This window comes from Sphingomonas sp. 22R3R2A-7 (genome assembly GCF_036856055.1).
Lineage (GTDB): Bacteria > Pseudomonadota > Alphaproteobacteria > Sphingomonadales > Sphingomonadaceae > Sphingomonas.
On the sequence record NZ_JASPFR010000001.1, the window covers coordinates 3,823,381 to 3,838,861 of the forward strand.

The window sequence follows — 15,481 nt, forward strand, 5'->3', positions numbered from 1 at the left end:
TTCGACTCATTCCTGGGCACGACGCCGTTCGATCATCGCCACGATGCGCGCGGCCAGGGAAAAAGCATCATGGTTATCACGATCTGCGCCAATAGCACGGTGTCGACATGCGTGCCGACCCTGACCGCAAGAAATCGCCCGCCGAGCGCGCAGCACGCGATCCCGCCGCTCGCGATCAGCCAGTCCTGCCAGAAGTCGCGGAACACCAGCCGTTGCTCGATCATGTCGATCACGACGAAGGCGAGCGACCAGAGCAGTACCGCGCTGCCAAGCGGCTGGCCGCTGAGCAGGTCGTCGAACAGCCCGAGCGGTGCCGCGGCCCAGGGGCGCAGCGCGTAGCGCGCGAGCAGCCGCCACGCGAGCAGCATGACGAACCCGAACGGCGGCAGGATCGGGATCGTCGCGACGATCGGCACGATCGTGATCAGCGATCCGGCCATGACGGTCAGCCACGGGATCGCGCGCGCGCGTCCGCCCGCGACCTTGGGTTCGAACGGCTTGTAGTCGACCGAGTTTCGCGTGCTCACGGGCGCGCGTCGGGTTGGGCGGCGATCGGCCGGGGCGGGGGCACGGGCATGAAGCTGCGCTCGACCACGGCGAAGTCGAGCGTGTCGGGATGCGCGAACGTCCGCGCCATCACTGAATCCGCGCCCGCCTGCATCACGCGTGCGACGGGGATGCCCGGCGAATACAGCCCGCCGACGCCCGACGTCACGAACAGGTCGCCCGCCTTGAAACGCACGTTGGTGGCGTTGACCGACCGCACGTCGATCATCCCGTCGCCGCGCCCGACCGCGATCGCGGGCAGGCCGTCGCGGGTCCGGCGGATCGGCACGATGCTGTCGACGTCGGTGAGCAGCATCACGCGTGCCGCGTTGGGGCCCGTCTCGATGACGCGGCCGACCAGCCCGTCGGGGCCGCGCACCGCCATGCCCTGGCCGACCCCGCTCCACCGTCCGGCGTTGAGCAAGGCGAAGCGGCGACCGCTCGACGCGCTCGAACTGACCAGCCGCGCGGACACCACCGGATCGGCGATCCGGTCGCGCACGTGGAGCAACGACCGCAGCCGGCGATTGTCATAGGCGATGACCCGTGCGCGCATCAGCAGCGCGCGAGTCTGGTCGCGTTCGCGGCGCAGCGCGATGTTTTCCTGCTTCACGAAGAAATACTGGCCGATCGCCTCGGGGATCGCGGCGATCCCGCCGACGGCCCAGGCAAGACCCGACGAGACCGGCGTGGTGACCCCGGCGATTCCCATCCGGGCGGCGCTGAACGCCGGCGGGTTGAACGTCGACATGACGAGCAGCGCCGCGCCCACCGCCGCGCCAGCGACCGCGAGCACGTAGCCAACGAACACACCATATTGGCGTCGCCTTGAAAATCCCGTGCGACGGTCGCGGGCTGGCGCCATGCGCCTGTCCCCTTGCTCTCGGGCATCGCCGGCCCCGGGGGCCCTATCCCCGCGGTCCCGACGATGCGATTTCCACCCCAGTCCTTTTTTAGCCGCTCATCAGCACGCCGCGGAACAGCGGATCCTCGAGCGCGCGCCCGGTGCCGAGCGCGACGCAGGTCAGCGGATCCTCGGCGACCGTCACGGGCAGCCCGGTCTCGTCGCGCAGCACCTCGTCGAGCCCCTGGAGCAGCGCGCCGCCGCCCGTCAGGACGATGCCTTGGTCGACGATGTCCGCGGCCAGTTCGGGCGCGGTGTTCTCCAGCGCGACGCGGACGCCCTCGACGATCGTCGCGACCGGCTCGCTCAGCGCCTCGGCGATCTGGCCCTGGTTGATCTGGATTTCCTTGGGCACGCCGTTGACGAGGTCGCGGCCCTTGATGTGGATGATCGTGCCGATCCCGTCCGCGGGCGGCTTGGCGATCCCGACTTCCTGCTTGATCCGCTCGGCGGTCGCTTCGCCGATCAGCAGATTGTGGTTGCGGCGGACATAGCTGACGATCGCCTCGTCCATCTTGTCGCCGCCGACGCGGACCGACGTCGTGTAGGCGAGACCGCGCAGGCTGAGCACCGCGACTTCGGTCGTGCCGCCGCCGATGTCGACGACCATCGAGCCGATCGGCTCGGTGACGGGCATGTCGGCGCCGATCGCGGCGGCCATCGGCTCCTCGATCAGCCAGACCGTGCTGGCACCCGCGTTCGACGCGGCATCGCGGATCGCGCGACGCTCGACCTTGGTCGACCCCGACGGCACGCAGATCACGATTTCGGGCCAGCGGGCAAAGCGGCGGGGGCCGTGCACCTTCTGGATGAAATACTTGATCATCTGCTCGGCGACGTCGATATCGGCGATCACGCCATCGCGAAGCGGGCGGATCGCCTCGATGTTGCCGGGGGTCTTGCCCATCATCAGCTTGGCGTCGTCACCGACGGCCTTGACGCGCTTGATGCCGTTGATCGTCTCGACCGCGACGACCGACGGCTCGTTCAGGACGATGCCGCGGCCACGGACATAGACGACGGTATTCGCGGTACCGAGATCGATCGCCATGTCATGCGACATGAACTTGAAGAAACGCGAAAAGGCCATTCAATCAGGGTCCCGTATTCCTGGCCGCCGGACGGGCAGCACATCGCACAATAATCTCGCGAGGCCCGCCGGCGTTGTCCTCCACCGGGTGCCTAAACTAAAGAAGAGGGGCGTTTGCGGGTCGCGGGATGCCGTCGCTTGGTCTAGACGCAAACCCATGTCAATACGGCGTCTACCCGAGCATCTGGTCAATCGTATCGCCGCCGGTGAAGTGGTGGAAAGGCCCGCCAGTGCGTTGAAGGAACTTGTCGAGAATGCGATCGACGCGGGGGCAGGGCGGATCACCGTCGTGCTGGTCGACGGCGGCACCGCGCGGATCGAAGTCGTGGACGACGGATGCGGGATGACACCTGCCGACATGGCGCTCGCACTCGAGCGCCACGCGACGTCGAAATTGCCGGACGAGCTCATTGAATCGGTCGTGACGCTCGGATTCCGCGGCGAAGCGTTGCCCTCGATCGCGAGCGTCGCGCGGCTGACGATCGAGAGCCGCGTCCGCGGGCAGGAGGGGTGGTCGCGGATCGTCGACAATGGCCGCGTCGAGCGCGAGGCACCCGCCGCGCTCCCCCGGGACGCGGGTGATCGTCGAGGACCTGTTCGCGCGCGTTCCCGCCCGTCGCAAGTTCCTGCGCAGTCCGCGCGCCGAATATGCCGCCTGTCTCGACGTCGTCCGCCGGCTGGCGATGGCACGTCCCGATATCGGCTTCACGATCGAGCATGACGGCCGGCGCGCGATGTCGGCGATGCAGGTCGAGGATCGCCCGGGGCGCGTGGCGACGCTGACCGACCGCGCGCTCGCCGACAACTCGGTCGCGATCGACATCGAGCGCCCGGTCGAGTCGGGCATGCTCGTGCTTGGCGGGGTCGCCAGCCTGCCGACCTATAATCGCGGCATCGCCGACCACCAGTATCTGTTCGTCAACGGCAGGCCCGTGAAGGACCGGCTGCTGATGGGCGCGATCCGCGGTGCCTATGCCGAGATGCTCCCGCGCGACCGGCACGCGGTCGTCGCGCTGTTCCTCGACGTTCCCGCCGACCAGGTCGACGTCAACGTCCACCCCGCCAAGACCGAGGTCCGCTTCCGCGACCCGGCGATGGTCCGCGGCCTCATCGTCTCGGGCCTGCGCCGCGCGCTCGACGCCGCCGGCCACCGCAGCCAGCGCGCCAGCGACTCCGCCCTGGCGATGTGGCAACAGGAAACTTCCTCTCCCCCGGGGGAGAGGAAGGGGCCCGCCCGCAAAGCGGGTGGGAAGGTGAGGGCACGCCCCAAAGACTACCCCTGGAATCCCGCAGCTACGCCACGGTAAACGACGCCCGCCCGACCTTCTTCGCCGCCCCCCGCAGGCGCGCGCCGAACCCGCCTGGACGCCCCCGCCGCAGACCAGCGCCTTCCCGATGGGCGTCGCGCGCGGCCAGGTCGCAAAGACCTATATCGTCGCGGAGGCCGAGGACGGCCTCGTCCTTGTCGATCAGCATGCCGCGCATGAACGCCTCGTCCTCGAACGCATGCGCGCGGCACTCGTCGGGGGGACGATCGCCAGCCAGGCGCTGCTGATCCCCGAAGTCGTCGAGCTCGACGAGGCCGGATGCGACCGGCTCGAATCGCGCGCGGCCGAACTGTCGGACTTCGGGCTCGACCTCGAACGGTTCGGGCCGCGCGCGATGCTCGTCCGCGCGACACCCGCGCTGCTCGGCCAGAGCGATCCCAAGGGGCTCGTCACCGACCTCGCCGACGAACTCGCGGCCTTCGACGAGGCCTTGTCGCTCAAGGAGCGGCTCGACGCGGTGGCGGGCACGATGGCGTGCCACGGCTCGGTCCGTGCGGGCCGGATCCTGTCGGTGACCGAGATGAACGCGCTGCTCCGCGAGATGGAGATCACGCCGCATTCGGGCCAGTGCAATCACGGGCGCCCGACCTGGGTGAAGCTGGCGCATGGCGACATCGAGAAACTGTTCGGGCGCAAATAGCCGGGTCAGGCGCGCGCGGACATGTCGAGGAACCGCATACGTAGTTCTACGAATTGACCGCGGCTGTCGGTTGCAGGAGAGCGAGCGCGGGAAGGCGCGTTGACCGCAGAATCACGCCGCCCCCTTCGACCGTGACATCGACGCTGCTCATACCGCAGAGGGTATGCGCGCGCTCATCGGCCGATCGTCCTGAAATGGAGATCGTGATGACACTTCTCAAAGCATTCATATCCGCGCTTGTGCTGCTGTTCGCGACATCGTCGTCATACGCCAAGTCGCAGGAGCAGGACATCCAGGTCCAGGCTCTGAAGCAGACGCCCGCCCGGTGGGTGACCGCGGTGAGCCGCAAACTCGAGCGGGTGATGGTCTTCCCGCAATTCATCAACGAGGTGCCAAAAAGCGGGATCGTGTCCGTCAGCTTCCGGGCCGATGGTGCAAATCGACCGACGGCGCTGACCGTCACCAGGAAATCGGGTGACCGGCGATTGGACAGGGCCGCGATGCTCTCCATCAACCGGCTGGGGACGTTGCCCGTGATGCCGGACGGGTTCCGGTCCGGTCAGCGTTTTGTCGCGAACCTTCTCTTCGCGGCCAACTATGCCGATTATGACCGGCAGGTTGCGCTGCTTCGCAAAGAGGCGAAAACGACGCGCATCGCATCCACCGGCGATCCGGATGCCCTGGCGATGGTGATCACGTCATATGCGGGTGCCGGATCCTGAGGCACGCATAACCGGCCACACCCCTCCCCGTTTCTGCGGGCGGGGAGGGGTGTGTCTGCCACCAAGCTTGATGCGGCCCCCGGTCGGCATTCGGCTGACCGGGGCTGGCCCTATGGTGCAGGCACCGCCTTGCGGCGTGGCTGGCGCCGCTTTGCGGCCTTGCTATAGTCCGGCCGCCGGTACCCGGGGACAGGGGCGGCGGGAGATGGACGATGATGTACCGCTTTGCCCTGGTCGCGCTGCTGCTTCCGCAGATCGTGCCTGCACAGGCCGCGCTGGCGCAGGAGTCGTCCGAGCGGATCATCCAGGTGACCGGGACGGCGAGCGTCGAGACTGCGCCCGATCTGGCACTGCTCGACATCTATCTGCGCGGCGAGGGGGCGACGCCGGATGCGGCGACCACCGCGCTGGCGGCGAAGCAAAAGGCGGTGACGGGCGGCGTCCTGGGATTGCTCGGCGCCGGCAGCGAACTCACCACGAGCAACATCACCGTTATCGAGGCGCGTAGCGGCACGTGTGCGGACGGGCGCGGCTATGGCAGCCAGCCGCGGCTCAACACGGGCGATTGCGCGGTGACCGGTTATATCGCGACGATGCAGAACGCCGTCCGGACGCGGAACGTCGCCAAGGCGGGGACCGCCGCCGGCCTTGCCTCGCGCCTGGGTGCGAGCGATGCGCGGCTGCAGGGTTTTGCCCTGGCGAACCCGGAAGAGGCGCAGGGTCGCGCCAGTGCCGCCGCGATCGCAGCCGCGCGCCAGCGGGCCGAAGCCGTGGCGAGCGGTGCCGGGGTATGGCTCGGCCCGATCATCAGCGTCCGCGACCAGGCGAATTTCGAGTTTGGCGCGCAAGCGCGCGTCGCGCCGGGTGCGCCCCCGCACCGCCCGCGCCGAGCATGGCCGCGCCGATCCCGATCGACCTCAAGCCAAAGCCGATCGAGACGCGGGCGCAGGTCTTCGTCAGCTATGCGATCGTGCCATAAGCACGGTGTCGGCGCGCCTGACCTCGACAGTCATGATGCGGCGGGCCTGACGGGTTTGAAAAATTTTACGCCGGCTGGCGGGAAAAATCCTGCGCGGTCAAAGGAGTATCCGAACGCCGTGCGAGACGTGATCCTCCGGCGTTAATCCTGTCGCAACCTTTCCCGCGGTTGCGCATTCCGGTTTCATTCCGTCTCCAAGAGTTCAGGCCATGAAACAGCTATTCCCCATCGTCTTCGCCCTGATCCCGCTGGCCGCGATGATCGGGGCCTGCGTCACCTGCCCCTGAATACGTGGCATAGGACCGGTTGAGGTTTCCCCCCGCCGCACATAGCAAAAAGGCCCGCCCGGATCGCTCCGGGCGGGCCTTTTCGTGTTGGCCTGGAGAAGGCGAGGGGGTTAGCCCTGCGCCTCTTCCTCTTGGTCGCGCGGGGCTTCGGCGGTGGCGCCGGGCTCTGCGTTCGGATCGTAATCCTCGACGAAGCCAGCCTCGTCACGCTCGAACATCGACGACATCACGTCGACGCCCGAAGCCTGCATCTCGGCCTCTTCAGGCGAACGGGCGACGTTGACCTTGACGGCCACCGACACCTCGGGGTGCAGCGATACCTTGACGGTATACAGGCCGATCGCCTTGATCGGCTTGTCGAGCACGATCGCCGACTTGCCGACCTTGTGGCCATCGGCCACCAGCGCGTCGACCAGATCGCGAACCGCGACCGAACCGTAGAGCTGACCGGTATTCGACGCCTGACGGATCAGGGTCACGGTCGTGTCGTTGAAGGTCTTCGCTTCGGTCTCGGCATCGGCACGGCGCGATGCGTTGTCCGACTCGATCCGCGCACGGTTCGCTTCGAAAACCTTGCGGTTGGCTTCGTTCGAACGAAGCGCCTTCTTGTTCGGGAGAAGGAAGTTACGGGCGTAGCCGTCCTTTACCTTCACCACGTCGCCGATGGCGCCGAGCTTTTCGACGCGCTCAAGCAGAATGACGTCCATGGGGGCGCTCCTTACTTAACGATGTAGGGCAGCAGGCCCAGATGACGCGCACGCTTGATGGCCTGGGCCAGTTCGCGCTGCTTCTTTGCGGCCACCGAAGTGATACGCGACGGGACGATCTTGCCACGCTCGGACACGAAGCCCTGCAGCAACCGGACGTCCTTATAGTCGATCCGGGGAGCGTCTTTGGCGGAGAACGGGCAGCTCTTGCGGCGGCGGAAGAATGGACGTGCCATGATTATTCAGCTCCCTCTTCGCGGTCACGACGGGGACCACGGTCCGGACGATCGCCGCGGTCAGGACGGCCTTCACGGCCACCTTCGCGGTCGCCACGACGCTCGCGGTCGCGGTCCGACTTGCGCATCATCACGGTCGGGCCCTCTTCGAGCGTGTCGACCTTGACCGTCATGTAACGGATGATGTCTTCGTTGATCTGCGTCTGGCGCTCCAGCTCTGCGATCACGTTGCCCGGGGCATCGATCTCGAGCATGACGTAGTGCGCCTTGCGGTTCTTGGCGATCTTGTACGCCAGTGAACGCAGGCCCCAGTTCTCGGTCTTTACGACCCGACCTTCGTTGTCGTTCACGATCTTGGTGGCGATTTCCGCCAGAGCGTCCACCTGCGCCTGTGCCAGATCCTGGCGCGCAAGGAACACGTGCTCGTAAAGAGCCATGTCTTGTCCTTCGTCTTGGCCGATCGCTGATACACGCCCCATGCGTGCACCCCTCCGGCTGTCGTCTAGAATGCAAACAGGGGCGAGAGACGCGAGTCCCTCACCCCGGTTGCGATGGCCCTTACCCGATTGGCGGGGAAAGGCAAGGTGTCGAAGGTGCTGGTGGCCCTTCTACCCCTCCGTCGTCCACCCCCTCCTCCGTCCAGAGTAACGGAGCGCCGCCCTGTCTGACCCTGGATCCTGACGTTCGTCAGGATGACGGGGTCTATCGAGGACGGCGCGGGTCTCAGGACGACACGGTCTTACCGGAACGCGCCGCCACGCACCTGGACCACGTTGCCACGGCCGTTGATCAGCACCGCGTCATTGCCCGAGCGGACCCACTGGCTGCCACGCGGCGGCGCGGCGAGGCGATAGTTGCGGTACGTCGTGATCACGCGGTAGTTCTGCGCCTGGCGACGATCGAAGCGCTGGCCGGTGCGCCAGTTGCGATACTGGTTCGGGCGGACGACCGTCTTCTTGGTGACGACGGTGCGGCCATTGTTGTTCTGGCGCACGGTGGTCACTTCGCGGCGCTGCTGCGCTTCGGCCGGCGCGGCGGCGAGCAGCGGGCTGGCGACGAGGGTGGCGGCGAGTGCGCTGAGGATGAACTTCTTCATGGGTAATCTCCCGTTGAAACACGGCGCCGTTGCTGCGGCGTCCTCCATAATCTGGGGGCCGGTTGTCGCAGGCGCTTGTCGCAGGGGCGGCGAAATGGTCGCAGTTTGTCGCAACCCCGGCGCCTTCGTTCAGGTTCGTGCGGTTGCAACTCGGGCCGCACCTTTCTAGTCCGCCCGCTTCAAAGAGGAGAGGTCATGCGCGCGTTCATCTTCCCCGGCCAGGGGAGCCAGTCGGTCGGCATGGGCAAGGCGCTCGCCGACGCCAGCAGCATCGCCCGTGACGTCTTCGCCGAAGTCGACGAGGCGCTCGGCCAGCACCTGTTCCGGCTGATGAGCGAGGGGCCGGCGGACGACCTGCTCCTCACCGAGAACGCACAGCCTGCGATCATGGCGAACGCGATCGCCACGCTGCGCGTCGCCGAGAAGGAAGGCGGTCTGCGGCTTGCCGACAAGGCCGATTATGTCGCGGGGCACAGCCTCGGCGAATATACCGCGCTCTGCGCCGCGGGCGCGCTCGACCTGTCGACCACCGCGCGTCTTTTGAAGCTGCGCGGCCGGGCGATGCAGGCGGCGGTACCGGTCGGCGAGGGGGCGATGGCGGCATTGCTCGGCGCCGATCTGGAGAAGGCGCAGCTGATCGCGGGCGCCGCGGTCGATCTCGATCCTGGCCGAGGGCGGACCCGAGCTGGTGTGCACGGTCGCCAACGACAATGATCCGTCGCAGGTGGTCATTTCCGGCCACCGCCTCGCGATCGAGAAGGCGATCACGCTCGCCAAGGATCTCGGCGCCAAGCGCGCTGTCCTGCTCCCCGTCTCCGCGCCGTTCCACTGCCCGCTGATGCAGCCCGCCGCCGACGCGATGGAGGCGGCCTTGCTCGAGGCCGACCTGCGCGCGCCGCTGGTGCCGGTGTTCGCCAACGTCGACGCGGTGGCTGTCGCAGAGCCCGGCGCGATCCGGCATCTGCTGGTGCAGCAGGTGACCGGCATGGTCCGCTGGCGCGAATCGGTGCTGGCGATGCACGCGGCCGGCGTTGGGCAGTTCGTCGAATTCGGCGGCAAGGTGCTTGGGCCCATGGTCAAGCGCATCGCCCCCGACGTCGAGACGGTCAGCGTCATCACGATGGACGACATCGAGGAATTGGTGAAGAAGATGTGACTCAAGCGAAGGCGCAAAGGCGCGAAGATGATGGATATCGAGGCAGCTGCTTCCGACGTCATTGATGTGTCGCTGCGCCTTCACCGCGAGCTTGGGCCTGGTTTGCTTGAAAGCGTTTATGAGACCGTTCTTGCCGCCAAGCTCACCAGTCTGGGATATCGGGTCGAGCGGCAGCGGTCTGTTTCGATCGATTTCGAGGGACTGCACTTCGACGCTGCATTCCGCATCGATCTCGTCATTGGCAATCGGTTGCTCGTAGAAATCAAATCCGTCGAGCGGCTGAACGCCGCTCATGCAAAGCAATTGCTGACCTATCTGCGACTTACCAAACAGCCCCTTGGGCTGCTGATCAACTTCGGAGGCGAAACGCTGAAGGAAGGGCTCCGCCGGGTCGTCAACGGCTACACCCCTTCGCGCCATCGCGCCTTCGCGTGAACCAATTTACTGGAGATTAGAATGTTCGACCTCACAGGCATGACCGCGCTGGTTACGGGCGCATCGGGCGGGATCGGGTCCGAGATCGCCAAGGCGCTCGCAGCCCAAGGCGCGCGGCTGGCGGTATCCGGGTCCAACGCCGACAAACTGGAGGCGTTTCGTGCCAGCCTCGGTGGTGATCACGTGGCGCTGCCGTGCAACCTGTCCGATGGCGCCGCGGTCGATGCGCTCGTGCCGCAGGCTGTCGAAGCGCTCGGGAAGATCGATATCCTCGTCAACAATGCCGGCGTCACGCGCGACAATCTCGCGATGCGGATGAAGGACGAGGAGTGGGACAGCGTCATCCGCGTCAACCTCGAAGCCGCGTTCCGCCTGATGCGCGCCGCCGCCAAGCCGATGATGAAGGCGCGCTTCGGCCGGATGATCTCGGTCACGTCGATCGTCGGTGTCACCGGCAATCCCGGCCAGGCGAACTATGCCGCGTCGAAGGCGGGGCTGATCGGCATGTCGAAGTCGATGGCGCAGGAACTTGCCAGCCGCGGCATCACCGTCAATTGCGTCGCGCCCGGCTTCATCACCTCGCCGATGACCGACGCGCTGCCCGAGGCGCAGAAGACCGCGCTGACGACGAAGATTCCCGCCGGACGGCTGGGCGAAGGCGCGGACATCGGCGCGGCGGTCGTCTATCTCGCCAGCCGCGAGGCCGGGTACGTCACGGGGCAGACCGTGCACGTGAACGGCGGAATGGCGATGATCTGACGCGCAATCGCGTGGAGTGAGCGCCTAACCCGATGAACTGACGCTTGCCACGAAACGGACCCCGTTCTACGGGCGTTCAGGAACTGTCAAAAACCCCCAAAGATAGAGGGAACGAACATGAGCGAGACCGCAGACCGCGTGAAGAAGATCGTCGTCGAGCATCTCGGCGTCGAAGCCGACAAGGTGACCGAAGATGCGAGCTTCATCGACGATCTGGGTGCCGACAGCCTCGACATCGTCGAGCTGGTCATGGCGTTCGAGGAAGAATTCGGCGTCGAGATCCCTGACGATGCGGCCGAGAAGATCGCCACCGTCAAGGACGCGATCACCTATATCGACGAGCACAAGGCCTGATCAGGGCCTGAGGTCCGAGCCTTCGGACCTGCCCTGATGGGTTTGATCTGAGCGGCTCCCCGTCCTTGGGCTAAGAGGGCGGGGAGCCGTTTCGTTTTGAAAGCTTACGGAGTTTGAGGTCATGCGGCGTGTCGTCGTAACCGGGCTAGGCCTGGTCACCCCCCTGGGGGCCGATGTTGAAACGGCTTGGGCGAACATTCTCGCCGGCAAGTCGGGGGCTGGCCCGATCACGCGCTTCGACGCGTCCGATCAGGTCTGCCGGATCGCCTGCGAGGTGAAGCCGGCCGATCACGAATATGGCTTCGATCCGGGCAAGCGCGTGGACCACAAGGTCCAGCGCCAGGTCGATCCGTTCATCATCTACGGCATCGACGCCGCGGGCCAGGCGCTCGAGGATGCGGGCCTGACCGAGATGACGGTCGAGGAAAGCTGGCGCGCCGGCGTGTCGATCGGTTCGGGGATCGGCGGTCTGCCGGGGATCGAGAGCGAATCGATCGTTCTTCACACCAAGGGGCCTCGCCGCGTCTCTCCGCACTTCGTCCACGGCCGGCTGATCAACCTGATCTCGGGTCAGGTCTCGATCAAATACGGGTTGCGCGGGCCGAATCATGCGGTCGTCACCGCGTGTTCGACCGGTGCGCATGCGATCGGCGATGCCGCGCGGATGATCGCGATGGACGATGCCGACGTGATGCTCGCTGGCGGCGCGGAAGGCACGGTCTGCCCGCTCGGTATCGCCGGCTTCGCGCAGGCGCGTGCGCTGTCGACCAACTTCAACGATCTGCCCGAAAAGGCGTCGCGTCCTTATGACAAGGACCGCGACGGCTTCGTGATGGGCGAGGGCGCGGGTGTGGTGGTGCTCGAGGAATATGAGCATGCCAAGGCGCGCGGCGCGAAGATCTATGCCGAGGTGATCGGCTATGGCCTTTCGGGCGACGCGTATCACGTGACCGCGCCGCATCCGGACGGCGACGGCGCGTTCCGGTCGATGCAGATGGCGATCAAGAAGTCGGGCCTCAAGCTCGAGGACATCGACTACATCAACGCGCACGGCACCTCGACGCCGCTCGGCGACGAGCTCGAACTCGGTGCGGTCCGTCGTCTGTTCGGCGATGCGATCTCGGGCCTGTCGATGTCGTCGACCAAGTCGGCGATCGGGCATCTGCTCGGCGGCGCCGGCGCGGTCGAGAGCATCTTCTGCATCCTTGCGCTGCGCGACCAGATCGTCCCGCCGACGCTGAACCTCGACAATCCGAGCGACAGCTGCGTGGGGGTCGACCTCGTCCCGCACGTCGCCAAGAAGCGCGAAGTCCGCGCGGTGTTGAACAACTCGTTCGGCTTCGGCGGCACCAACGCCTCGCTGGTGATGACGCTGGTCAAGTAAGAGTTTGTTCCCCCGCAAAGGGTCACCCATCGAAGTAATACTTCGATGGGCCCCAAGGCGGGGCCCCAGACTGGGTCCCCGCCTTCGGAGAAACAAGAGGTGAGAATGCGCAAGGTCGGCTGTTTCGGAGTGATCCTCGCGCTGGCGGCGATCGTCGCGCTGTTCCTCGTCGTCCAGGGCTGGGGCGGCGCCGGCCCCGCCGCGCGCACGCTCACCGTCCAGGTCGCGCAAGGGTCAAGCCTCGCCGCCGCCGCGACCGAACTCGAGAAGGCCGGCGCGATCGGCTCGGCCAGCCGCTTCCGACTCTACGCGCGCATCTTCGGCTCGGGCGATCCGATCAAGGCGGGTGAATACCGCATCCCGCCGCATCTGAGCCAGTCGGACATCCTCAAGCTGCTGCAGGGCGGCAAGACGCTCCAGCGGCTGGTGGTGGTGCCCGAGGGCTATCCGTCGGTGCTCGTCCATGATGCGCTGATGAAGGCCGATGGTCTCACCGGGACGGTCGCGGTCCCGGCCGAGGGATCGGTGCTTCCCGACAGCTACGCCTTCCAGCGCGGCGACACGCGCGCGTCGGTCGTGGCGGGCATGCAGAGCGCGATGACGCAGTACCTTGCCAAGGCCTGGGCCGCGCGCAAGCCGGGCATCGCGGTATCGACCCCGGCCGAGGCGATCGTCCTAGCGTCGATCGTCGAGAAGGAAACGGGCAAGCCGTCGGAGCGCCGGATGGTCGCGGCGGTGTACGGCAATCGCCTGCGGAACGGCATGCCGCTTCAGGCGGACCCGACCGTGATCTATCCGATCACGAGGGGGCGCCCGCTTGGCCGGCGTATCCTGCGGTCCGAGCTGCGCGCGAAGAACGGGTATAACACCTATGCGAGTGCCGGGCTGCCGGCGGGGCCGATCGCCAATCCCGGCCGCGCGTCGATCGATGCGGTGCTGGACCCGGCACAGACCAATGCACTGTATTTCGTTGCAGACGGTACCGGCGGGCATGTGTTTGCCGACACGCTCGACCAGCACAACGCCAATGTCCGCAAATGGTACGCGATCCGCAAGGCCCGCGGCGAGATGTGACGCGGCGGCCCGGCGGGCCAGTCCGTCAGACCACCCCTCCACCCGCCATCCCGCCCATTCGGATTACGCCCTCCACCCGTCATCCCAGCGAAAGCTGGGATCTCCCGCCGCGGAAGACCCCAGCTTCCGCTGGGGTGACGGGGCTTTGCTGGGGTGGTGCAGCTTCCGCTGGGGTGGCGATATTCGCCCTTACCCCCGCAACGCGTTGGCCGCGCGCGCCTTCATTTCGATCTCCGCCATCGTGCCGCCGGTGACCCAGCTGCCACCGACGCACAGCACCGGCTTGAACGCCAGCCACTCGGGCGCGCTGGCCTCGGTGATCCCCCCGGTCGGGCAGAAGCGCGCCTGATAAAAGGGTGCCGCCAGCGCCTTCAGCGCCTTCAGCCCACCGCTCGCCTCGGCGGGGAAGAACTTGAAATGCGTGAGGCCGAGGTCGAGCCCGGTCATGATGTCGGCGGCATTGGCGATGCCCGGCAGGAACGGCACGCCGCTCTCGACGATCGGCGTCGCGAGCCGCTCGGTCAGGCCCGGCGAGACGATGAACTCGGCACCAGCGTCCATCACCTCGGCGAACTGGCGCGTGTTGACGACGGTGCCCGCGCCGACGATCGCGCCCTTGACCTTCTTCATCTCCGCGATCGCCTCGAGCGCGGCGCCGGTGCGCAGCGTCACCTCGAGCACGCGCAAGCCGCCGGCGACGAGCGCCTCCGCGAGCGGACGCGCGAGCGCGGCATCCTCGATCACCAGCACCGGAATGACGGCGCTGGTCTGCATGATGTCGACGATCGTGGGGGTCGTGGTCATTGCGTGTGTTCCTGTGCGAAGGCGGCCGCGGCGCCGAACAGGCCGGGCTGGGGATGGGTGATGAGCTTGACGGGCATCGCCGCCATCATCGTCTGGAAGCGGCCCTTGGCGACGAAACGCTGGTCGAAGCCCGAGCGGATCAGGCGATCCTTGATCCGGAAGCCAAGCCCGCCCGCGATAACGACCGCCTTGGCGCCCTGTGCCAGCGCGAGATCGCCCGCGACCGCGCCAAGCGCGAGGCAGAAACGGTCGAGCGCTGCGAGCGCGATCGAATCGGTGCCGTCGATCGCCTCGGTCCAGATCGTCCGGTCGTCGCGGCTGGGGACCGAGCGGCCCTCCATCTCCGCGAGTGTCTCGTAGATCGCGACGATCCCCGGTCCGGCGACGACGCGCTCGGCGGATACGCGGGTGAAGGTCTTGCGCAACCGCTTGAGCAGCGCATCCTCGATCCCGTCGAGCGGCGCGAAGTCCATGTGGCCGCCCTCGGTTTCGAGCACCTGATAGCGGTTCTTGTGACGCAGCACCTGCGCGACGCCGAGCCCCGTGCCCGGACCACAGACCGTGGTGATCCCCTCGGCGGGGAGCGGCGTATCGGGACCGCAGAGGTGGATGAAGTCGCTGTCGGGCACCTGCGCGACCGCATGGCCGACCGCGCCGAAATCGTTGACGACCACCCACTGGTCCGCCTTCAGCCGCTCGGTGATCAGCGACTTGCGGATGATCCAGGGGTTGTTGGTGAGGCGGATGACGTCGTTGGCGACCGGCGACGCGACCGCGATCGCCAGCGCGCGGGGCAGGGGGCGGCCAAGGCCGGCCTCGAACGCCTGATACGCGGTCTGGAGCGAGGCATGGTCCGCGGTTTTGAGCGTCACCGGTTCGCCGAGTGTCACGACGCGGCCATTCTCGACCTCGGCGATCGCGAAGCGCGCATGCGTTCCGCCGATATCTGCCGCTACGATTTCCATGTCATCCTCCGTCCA

Annotated in this window: 16 protein-coding genes and 2 pseudogenes; 9 read left to right on the forward strand and 9 right to left on the reverse strand. The window is 66.9% G+C overall.

Features of this window, described 5'->3' with window-relative positions:
• Positions 1–32: 32 nt before the first annotated feature.
• The 3 genes from QP165_RS18395 to QP165_RS18405 form a co-directional block, all read right to left on the reverse strand.
• Entirely contained in the window at positions 33–527 is a 495-nt protein-coding gene (locus QP165_RS18395; RefSeq protein WP_333996735.1) for a rod shape-determining protein MreD, read from the reverse strand.
• Positions 524–1,411, reverse strand: coding sequence for a rod shape-determining protein MreC (mreC, locus tag QP165_RS18400; protein WP_056021859.1), 888 nt, complete (start codon positions 1,409–1,411; stop codon positions 524–526). The genes QP165_RS18395 and mreC overlap by 4 nt, the downstream gene beginning before the upstream one ends.
• An 88-nt stretch (positions 1,412–1,499) precedes the next feature.
• On the reverse strand, positions 1,500–2,540 hold the full coding sequence (locus tag QP165_RS18405) for a rod shape-determining protein (RefSeq protein ID WP_056021862.1): 1,041 nt from the start codon (positions 2,538–2,540) through the stop codon (positions 1,500–1,502).
• Positions 2,541–2,697: 157 nt separating this feature from the next.
• On the opposite strand from QP165_RS18405, the pseudogene mutL reads away from it, so the two are divergent.
• From mutL to QP165_RS18420, 3 genes and pseudogenes are all read left to right on the forward strand, one after another.
• Positions 2,698–4,508: pseudogene (gene mutL / locus QP165_RS18410) on the forward strand (DNA mismatch repair endonuclease MutL).
• 194 nt (positions 4,509–4,702) lie between these two features.
• Entirely contained in the window at positions 4,703–5,230 is a 528-nt protein-coding gene (locus tag QP165_RS18415) for an energy transducer TonB family protein (RefSeq protein WP_333996736.1), read from the forward strand.
• A gap of 215 nt (positions 5,231–5,445) precedes the next feature.
• A complete protein-coding gene (locus QP165_RS18420; protein WP_333996737.1) occupies positions 5,446–6,354 on the forward strand; it encodes an SIMPL domain-containing protein in 909 nt (302 codons plus the stop codon).
• 252 nt (positions 6,355–6,606) lie between these two features.
• On the opposite strand, the gene rplI is transcribed toward QP165_RS18420, so the two are convergent.
• The 4 genes from rplI to QP165_RS18440 all read right to left on the reverse strand — a co-directional run bounded on the left by rplI (position 6,607) and on the right by QP165_RS18440 (position 8,535).
• Positions 6,607–7,203, reverse strand: coding sequence for a 50S ribosomal protein L9 (gene rplI, locus QP165_RS18425; RefSeq protein ID WP_056021874.1), 597 nt, complete (start codon positions 7,201–7,203; stop codon positions 6,607–6,609).
• An 11-nt stretch (positions 7,204–7,214) separates the two neighbouring features.
• Positions 7,215–7,439 carry a 30S ribosomal protein S18 gene (rpsR, locus tag QP165_RS18430; RefSeq protein ID WP_031393978.1) on the reverse strand — a complete coding sequence of 75 codons (225 nt, stop codon included), beginning with the start codon at positions 7,437–7,439 and terminating at the stop codon, positions 7,215–7,217.
• Positions 7,440–7,441: 2 nt separating this feature from the next.
• A complete protein-coding gene (rpsF, locus tag QP165_RS18435; protein WP_031393977.1) occupies positions 7,442–7,876 on the reverse strand; it encodes a 30S ribosomal protein S6 in 435 nt (144 codons plus the stop codon).
• Positions 7,877–8,178: 302 nt separating this feature from the next.
• Positions 8,179–8,535, reverse strand: a complete 357-nt coding sequence (locus QP165_RS18440; protein WP_333996738.1) for an RcnB family protein — start codon at positions 8,533–8,535, stop codon at positions 8,179–8,181.
• 195 nt (positions 8,536–8,730) lie between these two features.
• Between QP165_RS18440 and fabD the strand changes: the two are divergent.
• The 6 genes and pseudogenes from fabD to mltG all read left to right on the forward strand — a co-directional run bounded on the left by fabD (position 8,731) and on the right by mltG (position 13,697).
• Positions 8,731–9,691 (forward strand): annotated as a pseudogene (fabD, locus tag QP165_RS18445) (ACP S-malonyltransferase).
• A gap of 27 nt (positions 9,692–9,718) precedes the next feature.
• On the forward strand, positions 9,719–10,126 hold the full coding sequence (locus tag QP165_RS18450) for a GxxExxY protein (RefSeq protein ID WP_333996739.1): 408 nt from the start codon (positions 9,719–9,721) through the stop codon (positions 10,124–10,126).
• 21 nt (positions 10,127–10,147) lie between these two features.
• Complete coding sequence (fabG, locus tag QP165_RS18455; protein ID WP_130324232.1) at positions 10,148–10,885, forward strand: 3-oxoacyl-[acyl-carrier-protein] reductase; 738 nt, start codon at positions 10,148–10,150, stop codon at positions 10,883–10,885.
• A gap of 117 nt (positions 10,886–11,002) precedes the next feature.
• The gene (locus tag QP165_RS18460) at positions 11,003–11,239 is read left to right on the forward strand and encodes an acyl carrier protein (protein WP_031393971.1); all 237 of its coding nucleotides are present in this window, start codon (positions 11,003–11,005) and stop codon (positions 11,237–11,239) included.
• Positions 11,240–11,360: 121 nt separating this feature from the next.
• Positions 11,361–12,623, forward strand: a complete 1,263-nt coding sequence (gene fabF / locus QP165_RS18465; RefSeq protein ID WP_333996740.1) for a beta-ketoacyl-ACP synthase II — start codon at positions 11,361–11,363, stop codon at positions 12,621–12,623.
• Positions 12,624–12,728: 105 nt separating this feature from the next.
• A complete protein-coding gene (gene mltG, locus QP165_RS18470) occupies positions 12,729–13,697 on the forward strand; it encodes an endolytic transglycosylase MltG (RefSeq protein ID WP_333996741.1) in 969 nt (322 codons plus the stop codon).
• Between the two features lie 189 nt (positions 13,698–13,886).
• Here mltG and eda read toward each other — a convergent pair whose 3' ends face one another.
• Entirely contained in the window at positions 13,887–14,501 is a 615-nt protein-coding gene (gene eda, locus QP165_RS18475; RefSeq protein WP_333996742.1) for a bifunctional 4-hydroxy-2-oxoglutarate aldolase/2-dehydro-3-deoxy-phosphogluconate aldolase, read from the reverse strand.
• The gene (glk, locus tag QP165_RS18480; protein WP_333996743.1) at positions 14,498–15,466 is read right to left on the reverse strand and encodes a glucokinase; all 969 of its coding nucleotides are present in this window, start codon (positions 15,464–15,466) and stop codon (positions 14,498–14,500) included. Before glk ends, eda begins: the two co-directional genes overlap by 4 nt.
• Between the last annotated feature and the right edge of the window lie 15 nt (positions 15,467–15,481).